We start from the raw sequence: 14,811 nt of genomic DNA on the forward strand, positions 1-14,811 counted from the left end.
GTAGCTTCATGTGCGGGATAACCGGAATAATTAATCATGATAAGGATATAAGAATTTCTGAGTCGGTGTTAAACAGCATGTGTGCCGCCATGACACACAGGGGGCCAGATGAAGGCGGAGTTTGGACCCATCACAATGTGGGCATTGGCATGAGGCGGCTTAAAATTATAGATCTGGTTTCGGGATCTCAGCCCATGCATAATGAAGATAAATCTATATGGATAGTCTTTAATGGTGAAATCTATAATTTCCAAGAATTAAAAATTGATCTGGAAAAAAGAGGGCATTTCTTTAAGACTAAATCAGATACCGAAACAATTATCCATCTTTATGAAGAATATGGACGGGAATGCATTCATTATTTGAGGGGGATGTTTGCGTTTGCTATTTATGATTTGAATAAGGATACGTTGTTTCTTGTAAGAGATCGGTTAGGCATAAAACCATTATTTTATTTGGACACAGGGACGTCTCTACTTTTTGGATCTGAAATCAAATGCCTGCTCGAGCATCCTGATGTGGAGTGTTCAGTTCACCATCCTTCCATTATAACTTTTTTTGCTTTTGGGTATGTACCAGATCCGGATACAATGTTTGAAAAAGTAAAGAAACTACCACCCGGGCATATGCTGACCTATCGGGATGGGTATTCTGATATTCAACAATATTGGAATATCAAGTTCCAGCATAATGAGGTTTATTCAGAAGAATACTATATTGAGCGAATTTTATATCACTTAGATGAAGCAGTCCGTCTGCGTTTGCTTAGTGATGTCCCACTTGGGGCATTCCTAAGCGGAGGAATAGATTCCAGCATGGTTGTCGCTATGATGGCAAGAAATATGGGGACACGTGTCAAAACCTTTTCAATCGGTTTTGAAAACCAGTCCTATAGTGAACTTGAATATGCCCGAGCTGTGTCAACGCTATACGATACAGAGCATCATGAAGAAATCGTCCGACCTGATGCCGAGGCGATTATCGATGATTTGATACACCAGTTCGATGAACCTTTTGCCGATTCGTCGGCGATACCGACTTTTTATGTGTCAAAAATGACAAGAAAGCATGTCACGGTTTCCTTATCCGGTGACGGTGGCGATGAACTCTTTGCCGGATATGATCGTTATTTTTCAGGTTTTATAGAAAGGATGTCTATCTATGTGCCACTCACTTGGAGAAAATTTTTCTTTTTAAACCTGGCATCATGTTTGCCAGAATTTTTCCCCGGTATCAATACATTGCGACACTTGGCATGCAACCCAGACCAAAGATATTTAAGGAGTATTTCCAAAGGTGTGACAACTATTCACAAGGAAGTATTTAGTGACGACTTAAAAGAAATGCTTACAACTTCGGACCCGAGTTCGGTCATGCTCAAGTACCTTTCAGAGGTTCAACGGCTTGGAATGCTATCAAAAATGCAGTATCTTGATATAAAGACTTATTTGCCTGGTGATATCCTTACAAAAGTTGATCGTATGAGCATGCTAGTATCACTTGAGGCAAGAGTTCCTTTTTTAGACCATAAACTAGTCGAGTTTGCCGCCACAATACCGCCGGCTGTTCTAGTTAAGAAAAATGATTCAAAATATCTCCTTAAAAAAGCAGCAGAAAGGCTTTTGCCTGAGAAGGTGATATACAGGCCAAAAATGGGGTTTGCAGTACCAATCGCTGAATGGCTTCGTAATGAGTGGGAAGAAATTTCTAAAGACTTAATTTTAAGTGATCAATCAAGTGTAAGACGTTTTTTTTGTCCAGCTTTTATCAACAGAATTTTCAAGGAACATAAGAGTAGGCGGAGAAACCATGACTACTTAATATGGACGCTAATGGTTTTAGAGTTGTGGTTTAAAAAATATGCTGATTAGAAACTGATCATATTAAATAGCTACCTTTTTTTAGCGTATTTTATAAGATAGGAGCGTGATTCTAATACCCAAACAAAAGAAGATAATAATATGTTAGCACACAGGCATTGGTCCGGACGGATAACATCCGTCATGTTGGATAGCATTGATTCAATATATAGGTTTAAAAATGAGTAATTATCGAGGTAAAAAAAAACTAAATAAATATCTTAGCGGTATTAATGGCTTAAGAATATTAAAAAAAATAGTATTAAATCCAAAAATTCCAAATGATATAAAGTGTAATTTTAAAACCCTAAATGCTGCAGAATTAAAAATTCTGGAAGCAACTTTAAAAAATAATTTTTTTAAGAAAGAAGCAAAAGGATATTTATATACTGACGTAGGTAAAAAAGATATTTTAGATCACTTAGAAGGCAGATTAGAAGAAGATCGTAAATTTTCAATTACATGGCTCAATAGCGTTAGGAAATTAAAAGGCAGAAAAGTCCTTGAAATTGGTTGCGGAACTGGTGCATCGACGGTGGCATTGGCTGAGCAAGGTGCTGTTGTTACAGCTGTTGATATTGATCATGACGCACTTACTGTAGCAAAAAAAAGATGCGAAATTTATAGGCTCAAAGTAGATTTCTTAAACTTAAATGTAAAAGAAATAAAAAATAAATTATTTAAAAATAAATACGATTTTGTAATCTTTTGGGCCTGCCTTGAACATATGACCAATTCTGAAAGAATGATTGCTATGAAAGAAACATGGGAGATGTTACCAATAGGTGGCTTATGGTGTGTTACCGACACACCTAATAGGCTGTATTTTTATGATTCACACACATCTCAACTTCCTTTTTTTCATTGGTTACCTGATGATTTAGCAATAAAATACGCAAACTTTAGTCCAAGGGAAAAATTTAAGAATGCTTTCAGAGATTTCAAACCTAACAGAGATGATATGATAAATTTTTTTAGATGGGGACGGGGGGTTAGCTTTCATGAGTTTGAAATGACTATGAAACCCTTATCTAAACTAAACATTATTAGTTGCAGGTCTATTTTTCACCGGAGGCAAGGAATCCTTTTTTTCTTAAAAAGTATTACTTCGTCAAGTTTTCGATATGAATCATTTCTTAAAAAACGATTTCCGAAAATTCACAGTGGATTTTTTCAACCGTACCTGAACTTGATTATTAAAAAAGATTAGAGTCTATTTACAATTACTATTCATATAGTTATGATACAAGCAGGTAGGTTTAATTCCTTAAAAAAGAGTAATTATACGTATTTTTTGATTCTTATACATCCTAACTTATAGCAATATAAAATTAATGTCAAATAATTTAATCGTTAATTCATTATCAAATGTAGCTTTTGTATTTTTAAATATAGCTGTCGTATTTGTTATGACACCCGTCATTTTAGTAAGCTTAGGGAATCATGATTATGGTATTTGGGAAATAATGATGTCAGTAATTGGATATATGGGGTTACTTCAGTTTGGTATACCTCCGGCTATTGTTCGATATGTTGCGAAATATAGTGCATTGAATGATAAAGTAAAATTAAATAAAATTTTTAGTACTTCTTTCCTAATTGTTACTTTTACAGGTGTAATATGTTCTGTTTTACTTTTAATCTGGGCGTATATATACCCTGAGGCTATTGCCGAAAAAGGGGTTTCCGTCAGAAAATATTTTATTTTTTTGATTATAATTTCTGTTAGTGTTACAGTGATGTTTAATCAAATGTTTGTACAAAGTTTTCATGAAGGATTTCAGCGTTATTTTCTTGTTAGAGCAATCACGGCAATAATCATGATAGCAACTAATATTTTTTTGTATATTATGTTGAAAAACGGTTATGGGCTCATTTTTTTTGCATTTATAAATACAGCTGCTAATCTTTTAAAAACGCTGATTTATTATTTTCTACTAATGCTACCAAAATTTGGAGGATATTACTTTAAAATAAAAGATATAAGCATAAGCACACTGAGAGAATTATACGAATTTGGATTTAAGAGCTTTATGCTTGGTTTAGCTGGTAGTATCAAATTTCAGACCGACTCAATTGTTATTGGAATTTTTTTAAATCCTTCAATTGTACCATTTTATATAATACCCGTTAACATGCTTAACAAAGTTAAAACCATTGGAATGTCAATAACCTTGACTTTTATGCCGCATTTTAGTGTATTAAATGCTAAAGGAGAAGATGATAAAGCAGTTGCTGAATTCTTAGTTTATTCAAAATACATAGTTGGGATTATGACTTGTATTTTTTTATCTGTTTTTTTTTTAGGGGCACAATTTATCGAGCTATGGATTGGAAGTAAATATAGTAAAGAAGGGCAAGTTATACTGTATATAATCGGGTTATCTTTTTTGATCTATTTTTTAAATCCTCTTTGCGGAAGAATTCTTACAAGTAAAGGAAAACATGGGATTCTTGCATATTTAGGTATATATGAAGCGTTGTTGAATCTGTGTTTATCTATAGTTTTAGTAAACAACTTTGGAAAAGAAGGTGTTGCTTTTGCAACTCTAATATCTGCTATTGTGTTTTTCCCAATCATACTTCAAAAAGTCTCGAAATTATTAGGGTTAAATACTTGGCAATATTTGAGGGAAGTTATTATCCCTCAATTATTTCCAGTTTTATTGACAACAATTATCTATAACTTTTTATATAATTATTTAATTCCAAATAATTATATAAAAATTGGTATTATGACAATAATTTTAGCATTGATATATTTTTTATTATTTATTCGTTTATCGTGCTCAAAACACGAACGTAATTTCTTTTTTTCAATATTTAGAATCACTGCTGTGCAAAATAAATAGGAATCTGAAGTTGCTCCTTTAATTTAAAACAGGTTAATAGAAAAAAACCACTAGACACAGAATTGTGTTCCCATTTTTAATGTTTGAGGCTGCGGTTATGTTTTAGTGAGCTATCGGCGCCAGGTCCGCGAAGCCGAGAGTATTGTCAATGTTTTGTAGCCCATGATTACTCTTTAACTATCTGTAATGTTTAAACATAAGTATTATGGACGGCATCAAAAAGCAAGAAAAAAAGGATATAACCCGCTGATATATTCGGTTAAATTGATATTAACGGCACACCTGATGAGGGCGTTGGATTGATCTTGCGCCAAAATTCCTATGGGTTGTGCAAAGGTCTCGACTACTGATGAGAGCCATAGGATTCTATTCTTACATCTTATACAACATAAGTTATTTTTTACATTTAAGTGCTAGAATCTCCGTTTTAGGCCAAATAAGATTTGATCTCTTGCTTGTTTTATTAATATTTTTTTGCTTGCCCTTTTCGTTAAAAAATAATTGTAAACCTCCACAGATTGAAATAATTAAATCTTTTAAGATACTTTGTTTTTATATAATTTTTTCACTTCCACTCGTAAAATGGCCGGGATCGGTAATCCGATTTGGTTTTGAAACTTATCTGAAAGCTATTATTTTCTTCATTTTCACCATTTCTTTTATAACTTCAACAAGAAAATTAAATATATTTCTACATGTCTTTTTAGGTTGTCAGTTATTTAGGATTTTAGAGCCTTTTTATCTTCATTTAACTGAAGGGTACTGGGGAAGCGCAGCCTATTCGATGACTGGTGGTTCATTAAGCCATCTTAACAGACTTAGTAGTGCACCCTATGATGTTCTTAATCCAACACAGTTTGCCGGCCTTATTGTGACTATATTTCCATATTTATATTTTTTAATTTGGGAAGATGCTAATAGAATTTATAAATTATTTTTTATACTGTTGTGTCCAATAATATTATATGTTTTATTACTAACTGGTGCAAGAAGCGGAGTTATTTGTCTTTTTGTTGTGCTTTTAACAATATTTTTATCTAAAAATGATTGGAAAGTAAATAAGAAAGGCATAATATTTTTTACGATATCAACCATCGTAATTTTTGCAATAATATCTAGTTTATTATCACCAGATTTTAAAGAAAGATATCTTTCCATTATTGATTCTAGTGCAAAAGGACATGATACAGCAACAGGTAGGTTGAATGGTTTAAAAAATGGTATAAAAGATTTGATACACGTAAGGGCAGTATTAGGTTATGGATTAGGTACATCTGAAGAAGCAAACTATCATACAACAGGAGATACAGGTAGAGATCATTCATTGTATTTAGAGGCAATTCAAGAAATTGGAATAGTCGGTTTGATTTTGTTTTTTAAATTAATTCAATCTATTTTTAAATCTCTTGCTAAGGCACGAAAAAAACTTCAAGAAGAGTTTTTTGAATGCAAATGGATTCTTAACCTTGCGAAAGCTATTCAAGCATGGGCTACAATGTTTTTGGTATATTCAATAATCTGTTTTGGTTTGAGTAGCTGGGAGTGGTATTTTTTTGCGAGTCTATCTGCATTATGCCAAATCTATTCGGAGAAAAAATTGTGTTAGTTCAACAAACAATTAAAATGAATTTAAAAATTATTTCCTTTCTGGGTGGTCATTTGGTGGCATCATTGGTAAAACGATTAACCCAAAAACAAGGACGTTTTTTCAAAATGCCGCGAAAAACCGGAAAGAAACTTACTATATATTCAAATCAATTCCTTGTGTTTTCGTCAATATTATATCTATTAAAATAGATAATTTTCTCTCACAAAGAGTTAACCGGAAAGCAATGATACGCAGGTATAGAATAAATGGATTATATACAAAAACCTAAAGTCACCATTATTATACCTTGTTATAATAGAGAAAAGTATATTCAAAAAACAGTTAATAGTGTATTGAATCAGACTTATGAGAATTTTGAAGTTATTTGTATTGATGACGGATGTACTGATAATACAAGAGATATTCTAAATATTTATAGTAAAAAAATAAAGGTTATAGAACATTTAGGTAGATTGAACAAAGGACAGTCAGCATCAATTAATCTTGGAATTTATAATTCAGATAGTAAATATATATCAATTTTAGACAGTGACGATTTGTTTGCCCCATCTAAAATTGAAGAGCAAGTTGAATATTTAGAAGCTAATCCAAAAATTGGATATATGTATTCGAATGGTTATGCCATTGATGAAAATGATAATTTACTTTACCCTCTTTTTCCAAATGATTACATTGCTTCAGGAGATCCAGAAACAATATTACTAGAATGTCCTTTAGGCACACCATCGGGTTATTTGATACGAAGAAATGTATTTAAAAAAGCAGGAGTTTTTAATGAAAAGCTACGATCTGCACAGGACCATGATATCGCTATTCGAATCTCAGAAATATCTGAGATTGGCTACTTAAATAAAATCCATTGGTATAAAAGAGAGCATTCTGACTCTTTGAGTAGTTTACAAGCCGAAAGACGTTGGCGATCAGGGTTCTTGATCTTGAAAAATGCAGGTAGAAGATATCCTTATAGCTTTTCTACGAAACGTCGGCGACTAGCCGTATTAAATTTTAGAATGGGACAATGCATGCTAGTGAAAAATAAATATTATTTAGCTGTTTTACATTTTTTAATCTCTGGATTACTTGATCCAATGAGAGCAATTAAAGTAATCATAAAAAAGGAAAATATAGGAGGGTATAATTGACGGACCCGTAATAACTCACACCGCCATTTCAAAGGAATTATTGGCGTCCTGACTAGTTTTGGGAAAAACCGATTCAAAATCTTCTATTTGAACTTGCATGGACTTATCGGTTTACTTTTAACCGGGGCAACTTTTTTGGTGAAATTCACACTTAAAAATTAAATCAATTGGTGGTAGTATGAATAAACTTAAACAAAAAATGATCAATTTATTTTCATCAACAGTTTTATTTGATTGTCAAAAAAAAAGTTTCATGAATAAATTTTTATATTTTACCCTTTCCTTATTATATCCCTTATGGCCCTCACGTATAAATGAGTTACCCGGATTACTCTGGATATTCATACGAGATTTGTTCCATTTTGGGTCTGGGTACAACTCCTTTCCACCAGTTCACAAATCATTAAAAAAGCCTGATGGACTTCTTATGATGGGTGGAAAACTAAATAGCTCTCGTATAATCAAAGCCTACCGGATGGGTATTTACCCACATCGTCATATTGGCCCAGTAAAATGGTATGCTCCATATTCTCGCATGGTACAGTTCCCGGAAGAATTTCATATCGGAAGAACACTTCGGCGCCATTTAAGGCAAAAAAAATTTCGGGTAACTTTTGATAGTGATTTTAGTCAAGTTATTGCAAATTGTGCTGAGCCGAGAAAAGGAAAAACACCTTTGACTTGGATCAAAGAAGATATTATTAAAGCTTATTATAGTCTTTATAAAAAGGGATATGTTCATTCGATAGAAGTATGGGATAATGACGATAACCTTATTGGTGGACTATATGGTGTAGCAATTGGACATATTTTTTTTACTGAATCAATGTTTTCGAAACGACCTCACGCCTCTAAGATAGCTTTAGCTTATTTGAATTGTCATTTGCAAGCATGGGGCTATATAGTTAATGATGTAAAGAGATACACAGAATTTTGGAAAAATCAAGGTGCCCGCCTGATTTCAAGATCTGAGTTTATTTTATTACTTCGTGAACACATAGATACTCAAAAAAACCGAATTCCGTGGAAATTAGATGAGACGTTAAACATTGGTTTCTGGGATCCAATAAAAGGAAAAAAGAGTAATTGTTTTGTGTAGAGTAGAGCGCTAATTTCGGCAAATCACCTTCTGACATGTAAGAAGCCGCGTGCGGCGAGGCATAGGTTGGACCATCTCAGGTGTTGGAACTTTTGTCATCGCGCTCTACTCTACACATTGATTTTATCATAACAATCAAATTTTAAAATGGTCCGACTGAAAATGCCGATCCTCATGAGAGAGGTTTTAAAATCAACATGATTTTTTCATTTTATGCAGCGTGTCTAGTTTTTCGAAAGCGACAAGCTTTGAATTGGCGCAGGATTTCAGAATTTTACCCTGTTAAATCGTTTCAGCTATAATATACTACACATACGTTTTACTAAGCCTGAAAGATCGCAAATTCTACATAGGTTATACTCAGGATCTGAAGCGACGATTTGAAGAGCATGAAAAAGGATTTGTCGAATCGACCAAATACCGAAGGCCATAAAAGCTGATATATTATGAAGCCTGTCTTGATAGATCTGATGCGACACATCGAGAAAATATTTCAAGACACATCATGGTAATATGTATCTTGGGAGAAGGCTCAAATCGTATTTAACAGGTTGAATCTGGTCCATGGCATTTTTGGACAGCCGTGATTTAACTCCGTTAGAAAAATTTGACCGCCAACTATATGGAGAAATCCTGCTAAAGAAAAGTAAATCAATTGATCACCTCAAGTGATTATCTAACGGTGCGGGTCGGGACAATTATGAAATGCGGTTTTCTATGAAACTCCAGTTGTTGCAAAATACTCGGATAACGGGTCCAGATCCCAAGGAATCTTTGGCCAGGTTATCTGGGGCGTTTTCAGTGCCTGCTGAACGATACGCATGAACTTTTTCCCGATGCTCTTTGATTTGCGGCGATTGAATCGAAAGACATACTCGTACAGGTAATTTTGAAGATATTTTGGCTCGAATCGCCCCTGATACGTTCCTCTGATCAATCGTTTGATCAAAGTCGTCACCAAATTGGCCCCATAGAGTTTTTCATAGTCCTTGCTCTTGCTTTGGTTGGTTATTTCGCGTCGAAACTGTTCTTTATCAATGATGTTGTAGCTACGTCATTCATCCTTGGCTATTGTTGCACCGGGCTCGATATTGTCGAAAATGAAGGTCTCCAGTTCACTGCATTGACGCCGGATTTGCGGGTAGTGAACCACCACATGGCTTTAAACCAATAGGTAATCGGGATTTTGGAACTGTCCATGATCGTGCCGGCCGTCAATGAGTGCTGGCGTTCGCACCGGGTACAGATATACAAGTTTATTGAACTCAGCCAGTAGCGTTTGTGGCCACATTTTTTACACGTAAAACCATCAGGCCATTTTTGCTGGAACAGATACTCGTAACAGGCATCCGGTTGTGAAAACCGTTGATCAAATTCAATCTCAGATTTTGGAAATTCCTTAGTAATGGTAAAGTCTGTCATGGCGACCTCCTTTTGTTGGTTGTGAGGCCATCATAACGCATTTGTGTGACAGATACGGTCACAACAGATTTACTGGAGTTTCATAGAGAACCGGATTATGAAATACAAGAAAAGAAAAATTCATATACTAGTAGTATTGCGTTGGCCAATAGGTGGAATCAGAAATTTTTGTAATTATTTTTATAACAATTTTGAATCCAAAAAATATTCCTTTACCATCATGGCTCCAGAACGCGGTGAGATTGGACAATTGATCAGAGACTTAGAAATCTTTAATCCTACCTTTTTGCCAATAAAAAAAAAATCAATTTTGCAAATATTACGGAATATAGTTGTAAAAAAAAAATTTGACTTAGTTCATTCACATGGAATTTCTAGTGGACTATTTATGGGGTTATATTGCTATTTATTTAAGATACCGCATATCGTAACAATTCATGAAACATTAACAAAAGAAATGTTTAAGGGCTTAAAAGGAATATTAAAATATATTGTACTTTCTATTTTGCTTCCTTTAGTTGATGTTATTCATTATGTGTCAGAGGATACAAAGAAAAATGTTTTTAGTGTTATACCTATATTAAAGAAATATTTCCAAAAAAATGTTGTTATTCAAAATGGAATTGATGTGAAAAAACTTTTAAGTGCGCAGCCAAAAGTATTTTCAAAATCAATAATAATACCAGAAAATGCCTTCTTAATAGGTTATTTAGGGCGTTTTATGCCGGAAAAGGGATTTAAGTATCTTATCAACGCGATTGATATCATCGTAAAAGATAAAAAACCAAATAAACAACCTATTGTTTTGGCTTTCGGATGGGGAGCATACATAAGAGAATATCAGCTTATGATCAATAAAAAGGGATTAGATAAAAATTTTATATTTTTACCTTTTTCTTCTGAAGTTGCTTCAATTATTAAAGGTTTTGATGTAGTGACAGTCCCATCTCTTCGCGAATCTTTTGGATTGGTCGCCGCAGAAACACTTGTTGCCGGTGTCCCATTGATTGCCTCTAACTGTATTGGTTTAAGAGAAGTTATAAAAAATTCTCCTGCTATCAAAATACATCCAAAAAATTCTTACATGCTTGCGATGGCCTTGATAAAAGAAATGAGATTCCCTTCGAAAAATAAGTCCAAAAAATATAGCAAAACTGCTGCAGAAAGATTTGATGTAACAATTAAATCGAAGCTTTTAGAAAAGCAAATGATTAAGTTATTATGAAATATTTGTGCCACTGGAGCTATATTCAAAAGTTGTGTTTAGGAAAGTATGTGGTGTATCCTCCGGTTGACTGTTTACGAGGCATTCAACCGACCAACAATTCGGAAGGATGCACACACCATGAGTAAAGATAACGTAATCAATCTGAAAAAAATGTCTTTGCAAATGACCCGATTACCGATATTTTGCGCCAGGGGACCAGAAAGTTGCTAACCAAGGCACTTGAAGCCGAGATCGAAATCTATGTTCACCATCTAAAAGACCGATGACAACAACGCGGTTACAGATGTGGAGAAATAAAAAAAGTAATTCAGGAAACTCTAAGTTAATAGGATAATGAGAATTATGGACTTTGATTTAAAACAGCGGTTAAAAAAGGTTATTAATAATCCAAGTTATATAAGCTGGAAGATAAGAACTACTGCATACAGGAAAATTGACCTATTAGTAAAACAAAAAATATTAAAAAAAAAATTAGCTAAATCAAACCTTGGAAATATAGCATTATTTCACATAGGTCGTAGTGGAAGCACTTTGATTGGTGATATGATTAATCAAAATCCGAAAATATATTGGGATGGAGAAGTTTTCAATGATATTGTTAATAGTCATTGTAAAACTAAAAATATAATAGAAGATCCATTAAAAATTTTAAATTCAAGAATGAATTTGTCTGGCAAAAATAAGTTTTATGGGTTTGAAATTAAATTTTTTCACATAAGAAATTTCAAGATGGATTTTCAAGAATTTCTTGAAGAATTGGAGAAATTAAATTTTAACAAGTTTATAGTGATAGAGAGGAAAAATTATTTGAGAAAGATTTTATCAAGTGTTAAAGCTCGTATTACCTCTGAATGGCATGCGCCTAAAAAATCATGCCCAATTAATAAAAAGATAAAAATAAATATTAATAAACTAAATATTGATAATAAAGAAGATACACTTTACAATTTTTTAGAAGAATATAATAAAGATTTCAATGAGCTAAAAAATAAATTAATAGAAAAGAAACATTTATGGTTAACCTATGAAAATGATATTCAGGGCAATCCTTTTATCGCGTATGAAAAAATAGTTAGTTATTTGAATATTACGAACCAAAAAGTAAAAATTAGATATGGTAAAACTAATCCCTTTCCTTTAATCGAAATATTATCAAATTATGATGAAATTAAAATTTTGCTTGAAGGATCTACATACGAATGGATGTTAAATGGATGAGCATATTTGATAAATTTTAGCTTATCCTTACAAGAACAGATGATTGATTTGCAATAATTATTGCCTTTCGTTTACTGAAATAGGAAACCAATTTGTTGCAATGAACTGCTAAAAAATTTGTTCTCTTGTGTTGGCGGAAATCTCTATTTATGGATTGACACTATATATTTACGTGGATAAAATGGAAATAGATTATAACAAATACCTAATAAGTGTTATTACTCCTACATATAATCGAAGAAATTTTATAGGTTCGGCTATAAATAGCGTATTGAATCAATCATATAAAAATATTGAACACATAATAGTTGATGACGGGTCAAATGACAAAACATCCGATTTAGTAAGAGATATCCAAAAAAGTGATCCCAGAGTTAAATATTATTATCAAGAAAATAAAGGACAAAGTTCCGCAAGAAATTTTGGACTTAAACTTGCTATGGGTGATTTTATATGTTTTTTAGATTCAGATGATATTTTTTTAGAAGAACATATTGAAAAATGTTTAAAAGTTTTTAAAAAAAATCCTGAAGTAGATATTGTTTACGGGGATTGGATCCCAATTAATGAAAAGGGTATTAAAAAAAATATTAAAAATTTAAAGAGATACACAGGAAAAATAACTTATCAGTTGTTTTGCAACAATTGTGTTAGTATGAATTCAGTAATGGTACGATCTAAATGTTTTAAAGAAATGGGTGGCATGAATGAAAACTGTGAAGTCGCTGATGATTATGATCTATGGTTACGTTTATCTACAAAATATAAATTCTATTACATTCCTGAACCATTAGCTTACTATCGAATTTCTATTGATCAGATTTCATCAAACAAAATGAAAAGATTTGAAGCCAATGAAAAAATCTTATTAAATTTTATCAGAAATTATCCAAAATCTCTAACAAATGAGCAAATCAAAGATGGCCTTTCTCGTTTTTATCTTAGAAAAGCTCGATATTTAGGAAGTATAAATCATAAAATGAAAGGGTTTGTTTGCGCTATGAAAGCGTTAAAATATAATTTTTTTTCAATTTTAGTTTTTAGAGGGATTTATAGAATTATTTTTCCAAAGAAGCAATAGGGGATCCCCGCCATTATCTGGGTATTGACCGAAATTTTCTTTTCCATCTAAAAACTATGTTCATCCGACTAAAGCGTACTTTGCTTCGAGAGGTTTGAAAAATAGCATCCCCCTCTCATTTTATGAAGCGTGCCAAGTTTTTCGAAAGTATGCGTTCGACGCGAGGCCATTCAATGGCGGGATTCAATTTTTTCATCAGTTCGAGTCTGCGGTTGTGAAGAGCTTACCGGACAACATGTAAGACTGCATTCTGCTTGCATAAACAGTGTTCACCAAGGAAAAACGATTAGTTTAGGTATGCGTTACAATGAAAAAAAAAGAAAAAAAAATTTGGATTGCTTGGGAAAGGCACAGGCGTACCCTTGAGTTAGCTAGGGATTTTGATTGTAAATTATATATTATAAATTATAGTAAAAATAGACTATTACGTTATGTTCTTTCTATCAAAAGAACCTTAATTATTTTAATTCAGAATAAGCCAAATATACTATTTGTACAAAACCCTTCAATTATCTTGAGCTTAATTGCTGTAATGCTAAAAAAAATTTTCAAGTATCGTTTAGTTGTAGATGCGCATAATGCAGCTATTGTTCCTGATGATAATTTTCTTAAAAATTTTTATCAATTATATCAATTTGTGCATAAAAAAGCTACAATCACTATTGTAACTAATAGATACTTAGCAAAAATTATTAATAAAAACGGTGGTACTTCTTTTGTACTACCTGATAAAATTCCTGAGATATTAAATATAGAAGATAATAAGAAAGAAAATTCTGTATATAATTTCGTTTTTGTATGTACTTATGGAAACGATGAACCATTTAAGGCTGTTTTTAGGGCAGGTAGATTAATAAGTAAAAATTATAATATATACGTAACAGGAAATTATAAAAAAGTTGACTACTCTTTCTTAGAAAACCTTAGCAAAAATGTTATTTTGACAGGTTTTTTACCAGAAATAAAATATTGGAAATTGCTATTATCGAGTGATTGTATAATTGATCTAACATTTAGAAAAGATTGCTTAGTATGTGGAGCATATGAAGGAATAGCATGTAATAAGCCGTTAATTCTATCTAACTCAAAAATTAATAAAGAAACATTTTACAAAGGAACTATATTTACAGAAAATGACGCCAATTCAATTTCAAATTCAATCAAACAATTTATTTCAAAAAAAACTCTATTAGAAAAAGAAGTAATTGATCTACATTATGAAATGAAAAGAAATTGGAATTTTAATTTTTTAAAATTAAAATATAAATTAGACTCCTATTAATAAAACTGGTCAAAAAAAT

The 14,811-nt window shown here is 32.4% G+C and carries 13 protein-coding genes; 11 read left to right on the top strand and 2 right to left on the bottom strand.

Going from position 1 to position 14,811, the window contains the following annotated elements; all coding sequences use genetic code 11:
• Window positions 1-8 precede the first annotated feature (8 nt).
• The 7 genes from asnB to GN111_RS34335 all read left to right on the top strand — a co-directional run bounded on the left by asnB (window position 9) and on the right by GN111_RS34335 (window position 8,994).
• Complete coding sequence (gene asnB, locus GN111_RS01895) at window positions 9-1,871, top strand: asparagine synthase (glutamine-hydrolyzing) (protein WP_155302125.1); 1,863 nt, start codon at window positions 9-11, stop codon at window positions 1,869-1,871.
• A 169-nt stretch (window positions 1,872-2,040) separates the two neighbouring features.
• Window positions 2,041-3,069, top strand: a complete 1,029-nt coding sequence (locus tag GN111_RS01900) for a class I SAM-dependent methyltransferase (protein ID WP_155302126.1) — start codon at window positions 2,041-2,043, stop codon at window positions 3,067-3,069.
• A 124-nt stretch (window positions 3,070-3,193) separates the two neighbouring features.
• Window positions 3,194-4,711: an oligosaccharide flippase family protein gene (locus GN111_RS01905; RefSeq protein ID WP_155302127.1), complete on the top strand. Its 1,518-nt coding sequence runs from the start codon at window positions 3,194-3,196 to the stop codon at window positions 4,709-4,711.
• A 349-nt stretch (window positions 4,712-5,060) separates the two neighbouring features.
• The gene (locus tag GN111_RS01910) at window positions 5,061-6,317 is read left to right on the top strand and encodes an O-antigen ligase family protein (RefSeq protein WP_155302128.1); all 1,257 of its coding nucleotides are present in this window, start codon (window positions 5,061-5,063) and stop codon (window positions 6,315-6,317) included.
• Between the two features lie 248 nt (window positions 6,318-6,565).
• Window positions 6,566-7,462, top strand: a complete 897-nt coding sequence (locus GN111_RS01915) for a glycosyltransferase family 2 protein (RefSeq protein ID WP_155302129.1) — start codon at window positions 6,566-6,568, stop codon at window positions 7,460-7,462.
• A 178-nt stretch (window positions 7,463-7,640) separates the two neighbouring features.
• The gene (gene aat / locus GN111_RS01920) at window positions 7,641-8,561 is read left to right on the top strand and encodes a leucyl/phenylalanyl-tRNA--protein transferase (protein WP_155302130.1); all 921 of its coding nucleotides are present in this window, start codon (window positions 7,641-7,643) and stop codon (window positions 8,559-8,561) included.
• Between the two features lie 301 nt (window positions 8,562-8,862).
• Complete coding sequence (locus GN111_RS34335) at window positions 8,863-8,994, top strand: GIY-YIG nuclease family protein (RefSeq protein WP_353740199.1); 132 nt, start codon at window positions 8,863-8,865, stop codon at window positions 8,992-8,994.
• A gap of 282 nt (window positions 8,995-9,276) precedes the next feature.
• On the opposite strand, the gene GN111_RS34340 is transcribed toward GN111_RS34335, so the two are convergent.
• Both GN111_RS34340 and GN111_RS01935 read right to left on the bottom strand, forming a co-directional pair.
• Entirely contained in the window at window positions 9,277-9,603 is a 327-nt protein-coding gene (locus tag GN111_RS34340; protein WP_155307884.1) for a transposase, read from the bottom strand.
• A 26-nt stretch (window positions 9,604-9,629) separates the two neighbouring features.
• Window positions 9,630-9,983 (bottom strand): transposase, encoded by a 354-nt coding sequence (locus tag GN111_RS01935; protein WP_155302131.1) that lies wholly within the window; start codon window positions 9,981-9,983, stop codon window positions 9,630-9,632.
• A 97-nt stretch (window positions 9,984-10,080) separates the two neighbouring features.
• On the opposite strand from GN111_RS01935, the gene GN111_RS01940 reads away from it, so the two are divergent.
• The 4 genes from GN111_RS01940 to GN111_RS01955 all read left to right on the top strand — a co-directional run bounded on the left by GN111_RS01940 (window position 10,081) and on the right by GN111_RS01955 (window position 14,792).
• Entirely contained in the window at window positions 10,081-11,208 is a 1,128-nt protein-coding gene (locus GN111_RS01940) for a glycosyltransferase family 4 protein (protein WP_155302132.1), read from the top strand.
• A 345-nt stretch (window positions 11,209-11,553) separates the two neighbouring features.
• Window positions 11,554-12,429 carry a hypothetical protein gene (locus tag GN111_RS01945; RefSeq protein WP_155302133.1) on the top strand — a complete coding sequence of 292 codons (876 nt, stop codon included), beginning with the start codon at window positions 11,554-11,556 and terminating at the stop codon, window positions 12,427-12,429.
• A 181-nt stretch (window positions 12,430-12,610) separates the two neighbouring features.
• Window positions 12,611-13,510: a glycosyltransferase gene (locus GN111_RS01950; RefSeq protein WP_155302134.1), complete on the top strand. Its 900-nt coding sequence runs from the start codon at window positions 12,611-12,613 to the stop codon at window positions 13,508-13,510.
• 307 nt (window positions 13,511-13,817) lie between these two features.
• Window positions 13,818-14,792 carry a glycosyltransferase gene (locus GN111_RS01955; RefSeq protein WP_155302135.1) on the top strand — a complete coding sequence of 325 codons (975 nt, stop codon included), beginning with the start codon at window positions 13,818-13,820 and terminating at the stop codon, window positions 14,790-14,792.
• Window positions 14,793-14,811: the final 19 nt, after the last annotated feature.

The sequence above is a fragment of the Desulfosarcina widdelii genome, assembly GCF_009688965.1.
Lineage (GTDB): Bacteria > Desulfobacterota > Desulfobacteria > Desulfobacterales > Desulfosarcinaceae > Desulfosarcina > Desulfosarcina widdelii.

Excerpts from the sequence above, each read along its gene's own strand:
- asnB (WP_155302125.1), top strand. The coding sequence starts at position 9 with ATGTGCGGGATAACCGGAATAATTAATCATGATAAGGATATAAGAATT.
- GN111_RS01900 (WP_155302126.1), top strand. The coding sequence starts at position 2,041 with ATGAGTAATTATCGAGGTAAAAAAAAACTAAATAAATATCTTAGCGGT.
- GN111_RS01905 (WP_155302127.1), top strand. The coding sequence starts at position 3,194 with ATGTCAAATAATTTAATCGTTAATTCATTATCAAATGTAGCTTTTGTA.
- GN111_RS01910 (WP_155302128.1), top strand. The coding sequence starts at position 5,061 with ATGAGAGCCATAGGATTCTATTCTTACATCTTATACAACATAAGTTAT.
- GN111_RS01915 (WP_155302129.1), top strand. The coding sequence starts at position 6,566 with ATGGATTATATACAAAAACCTAAAGTCACCATTATTATACCTTGTTAT.
- aat (WP_155302130.1), top strand. The coding sequence starts at position 7,641 with ATGAATAAACTTAAACAAAAAATGATCAATTTATTTTCATCAACAGTT.
- GN111_RS01935 (WP_155302131.1), bottom strand. The coding sequence starts at position 9,983 with ATGACAGACTTTACCATTACTAAGGAATTTCCAAAATCTGAGATTGAA.
- GN111_RS01940 (WP_155302132.1), top strand. The coding sequence starts at position 10,081 with ATGAAATACAAGAAAAGAAAAATTCATATACTAGTAGTATTGCGTTGG.
- GN111_RS01945 (WP_155302133.1), top strand. The coding sequence starts at position 11,554 with ATGGACTTTGATTTAAAACAGCGGTTAAAAAAGGTTATTAATAATCCA.
- GN111_RS01950 (WP_155302134.1), top strand. The coding sequence starts at position 12,611 with ATGGAAATAGATTATAACAAATACCTAATAAGTGTTATTACTCCTACA.
- GN111_RS01955 (WP_155302135.1), top strand. The coding sequence starts at position 13,818 with ATGAAAAAAAAAGAAAAAAAAATTTGGATTGCTTGGGAAAGGCACAGG.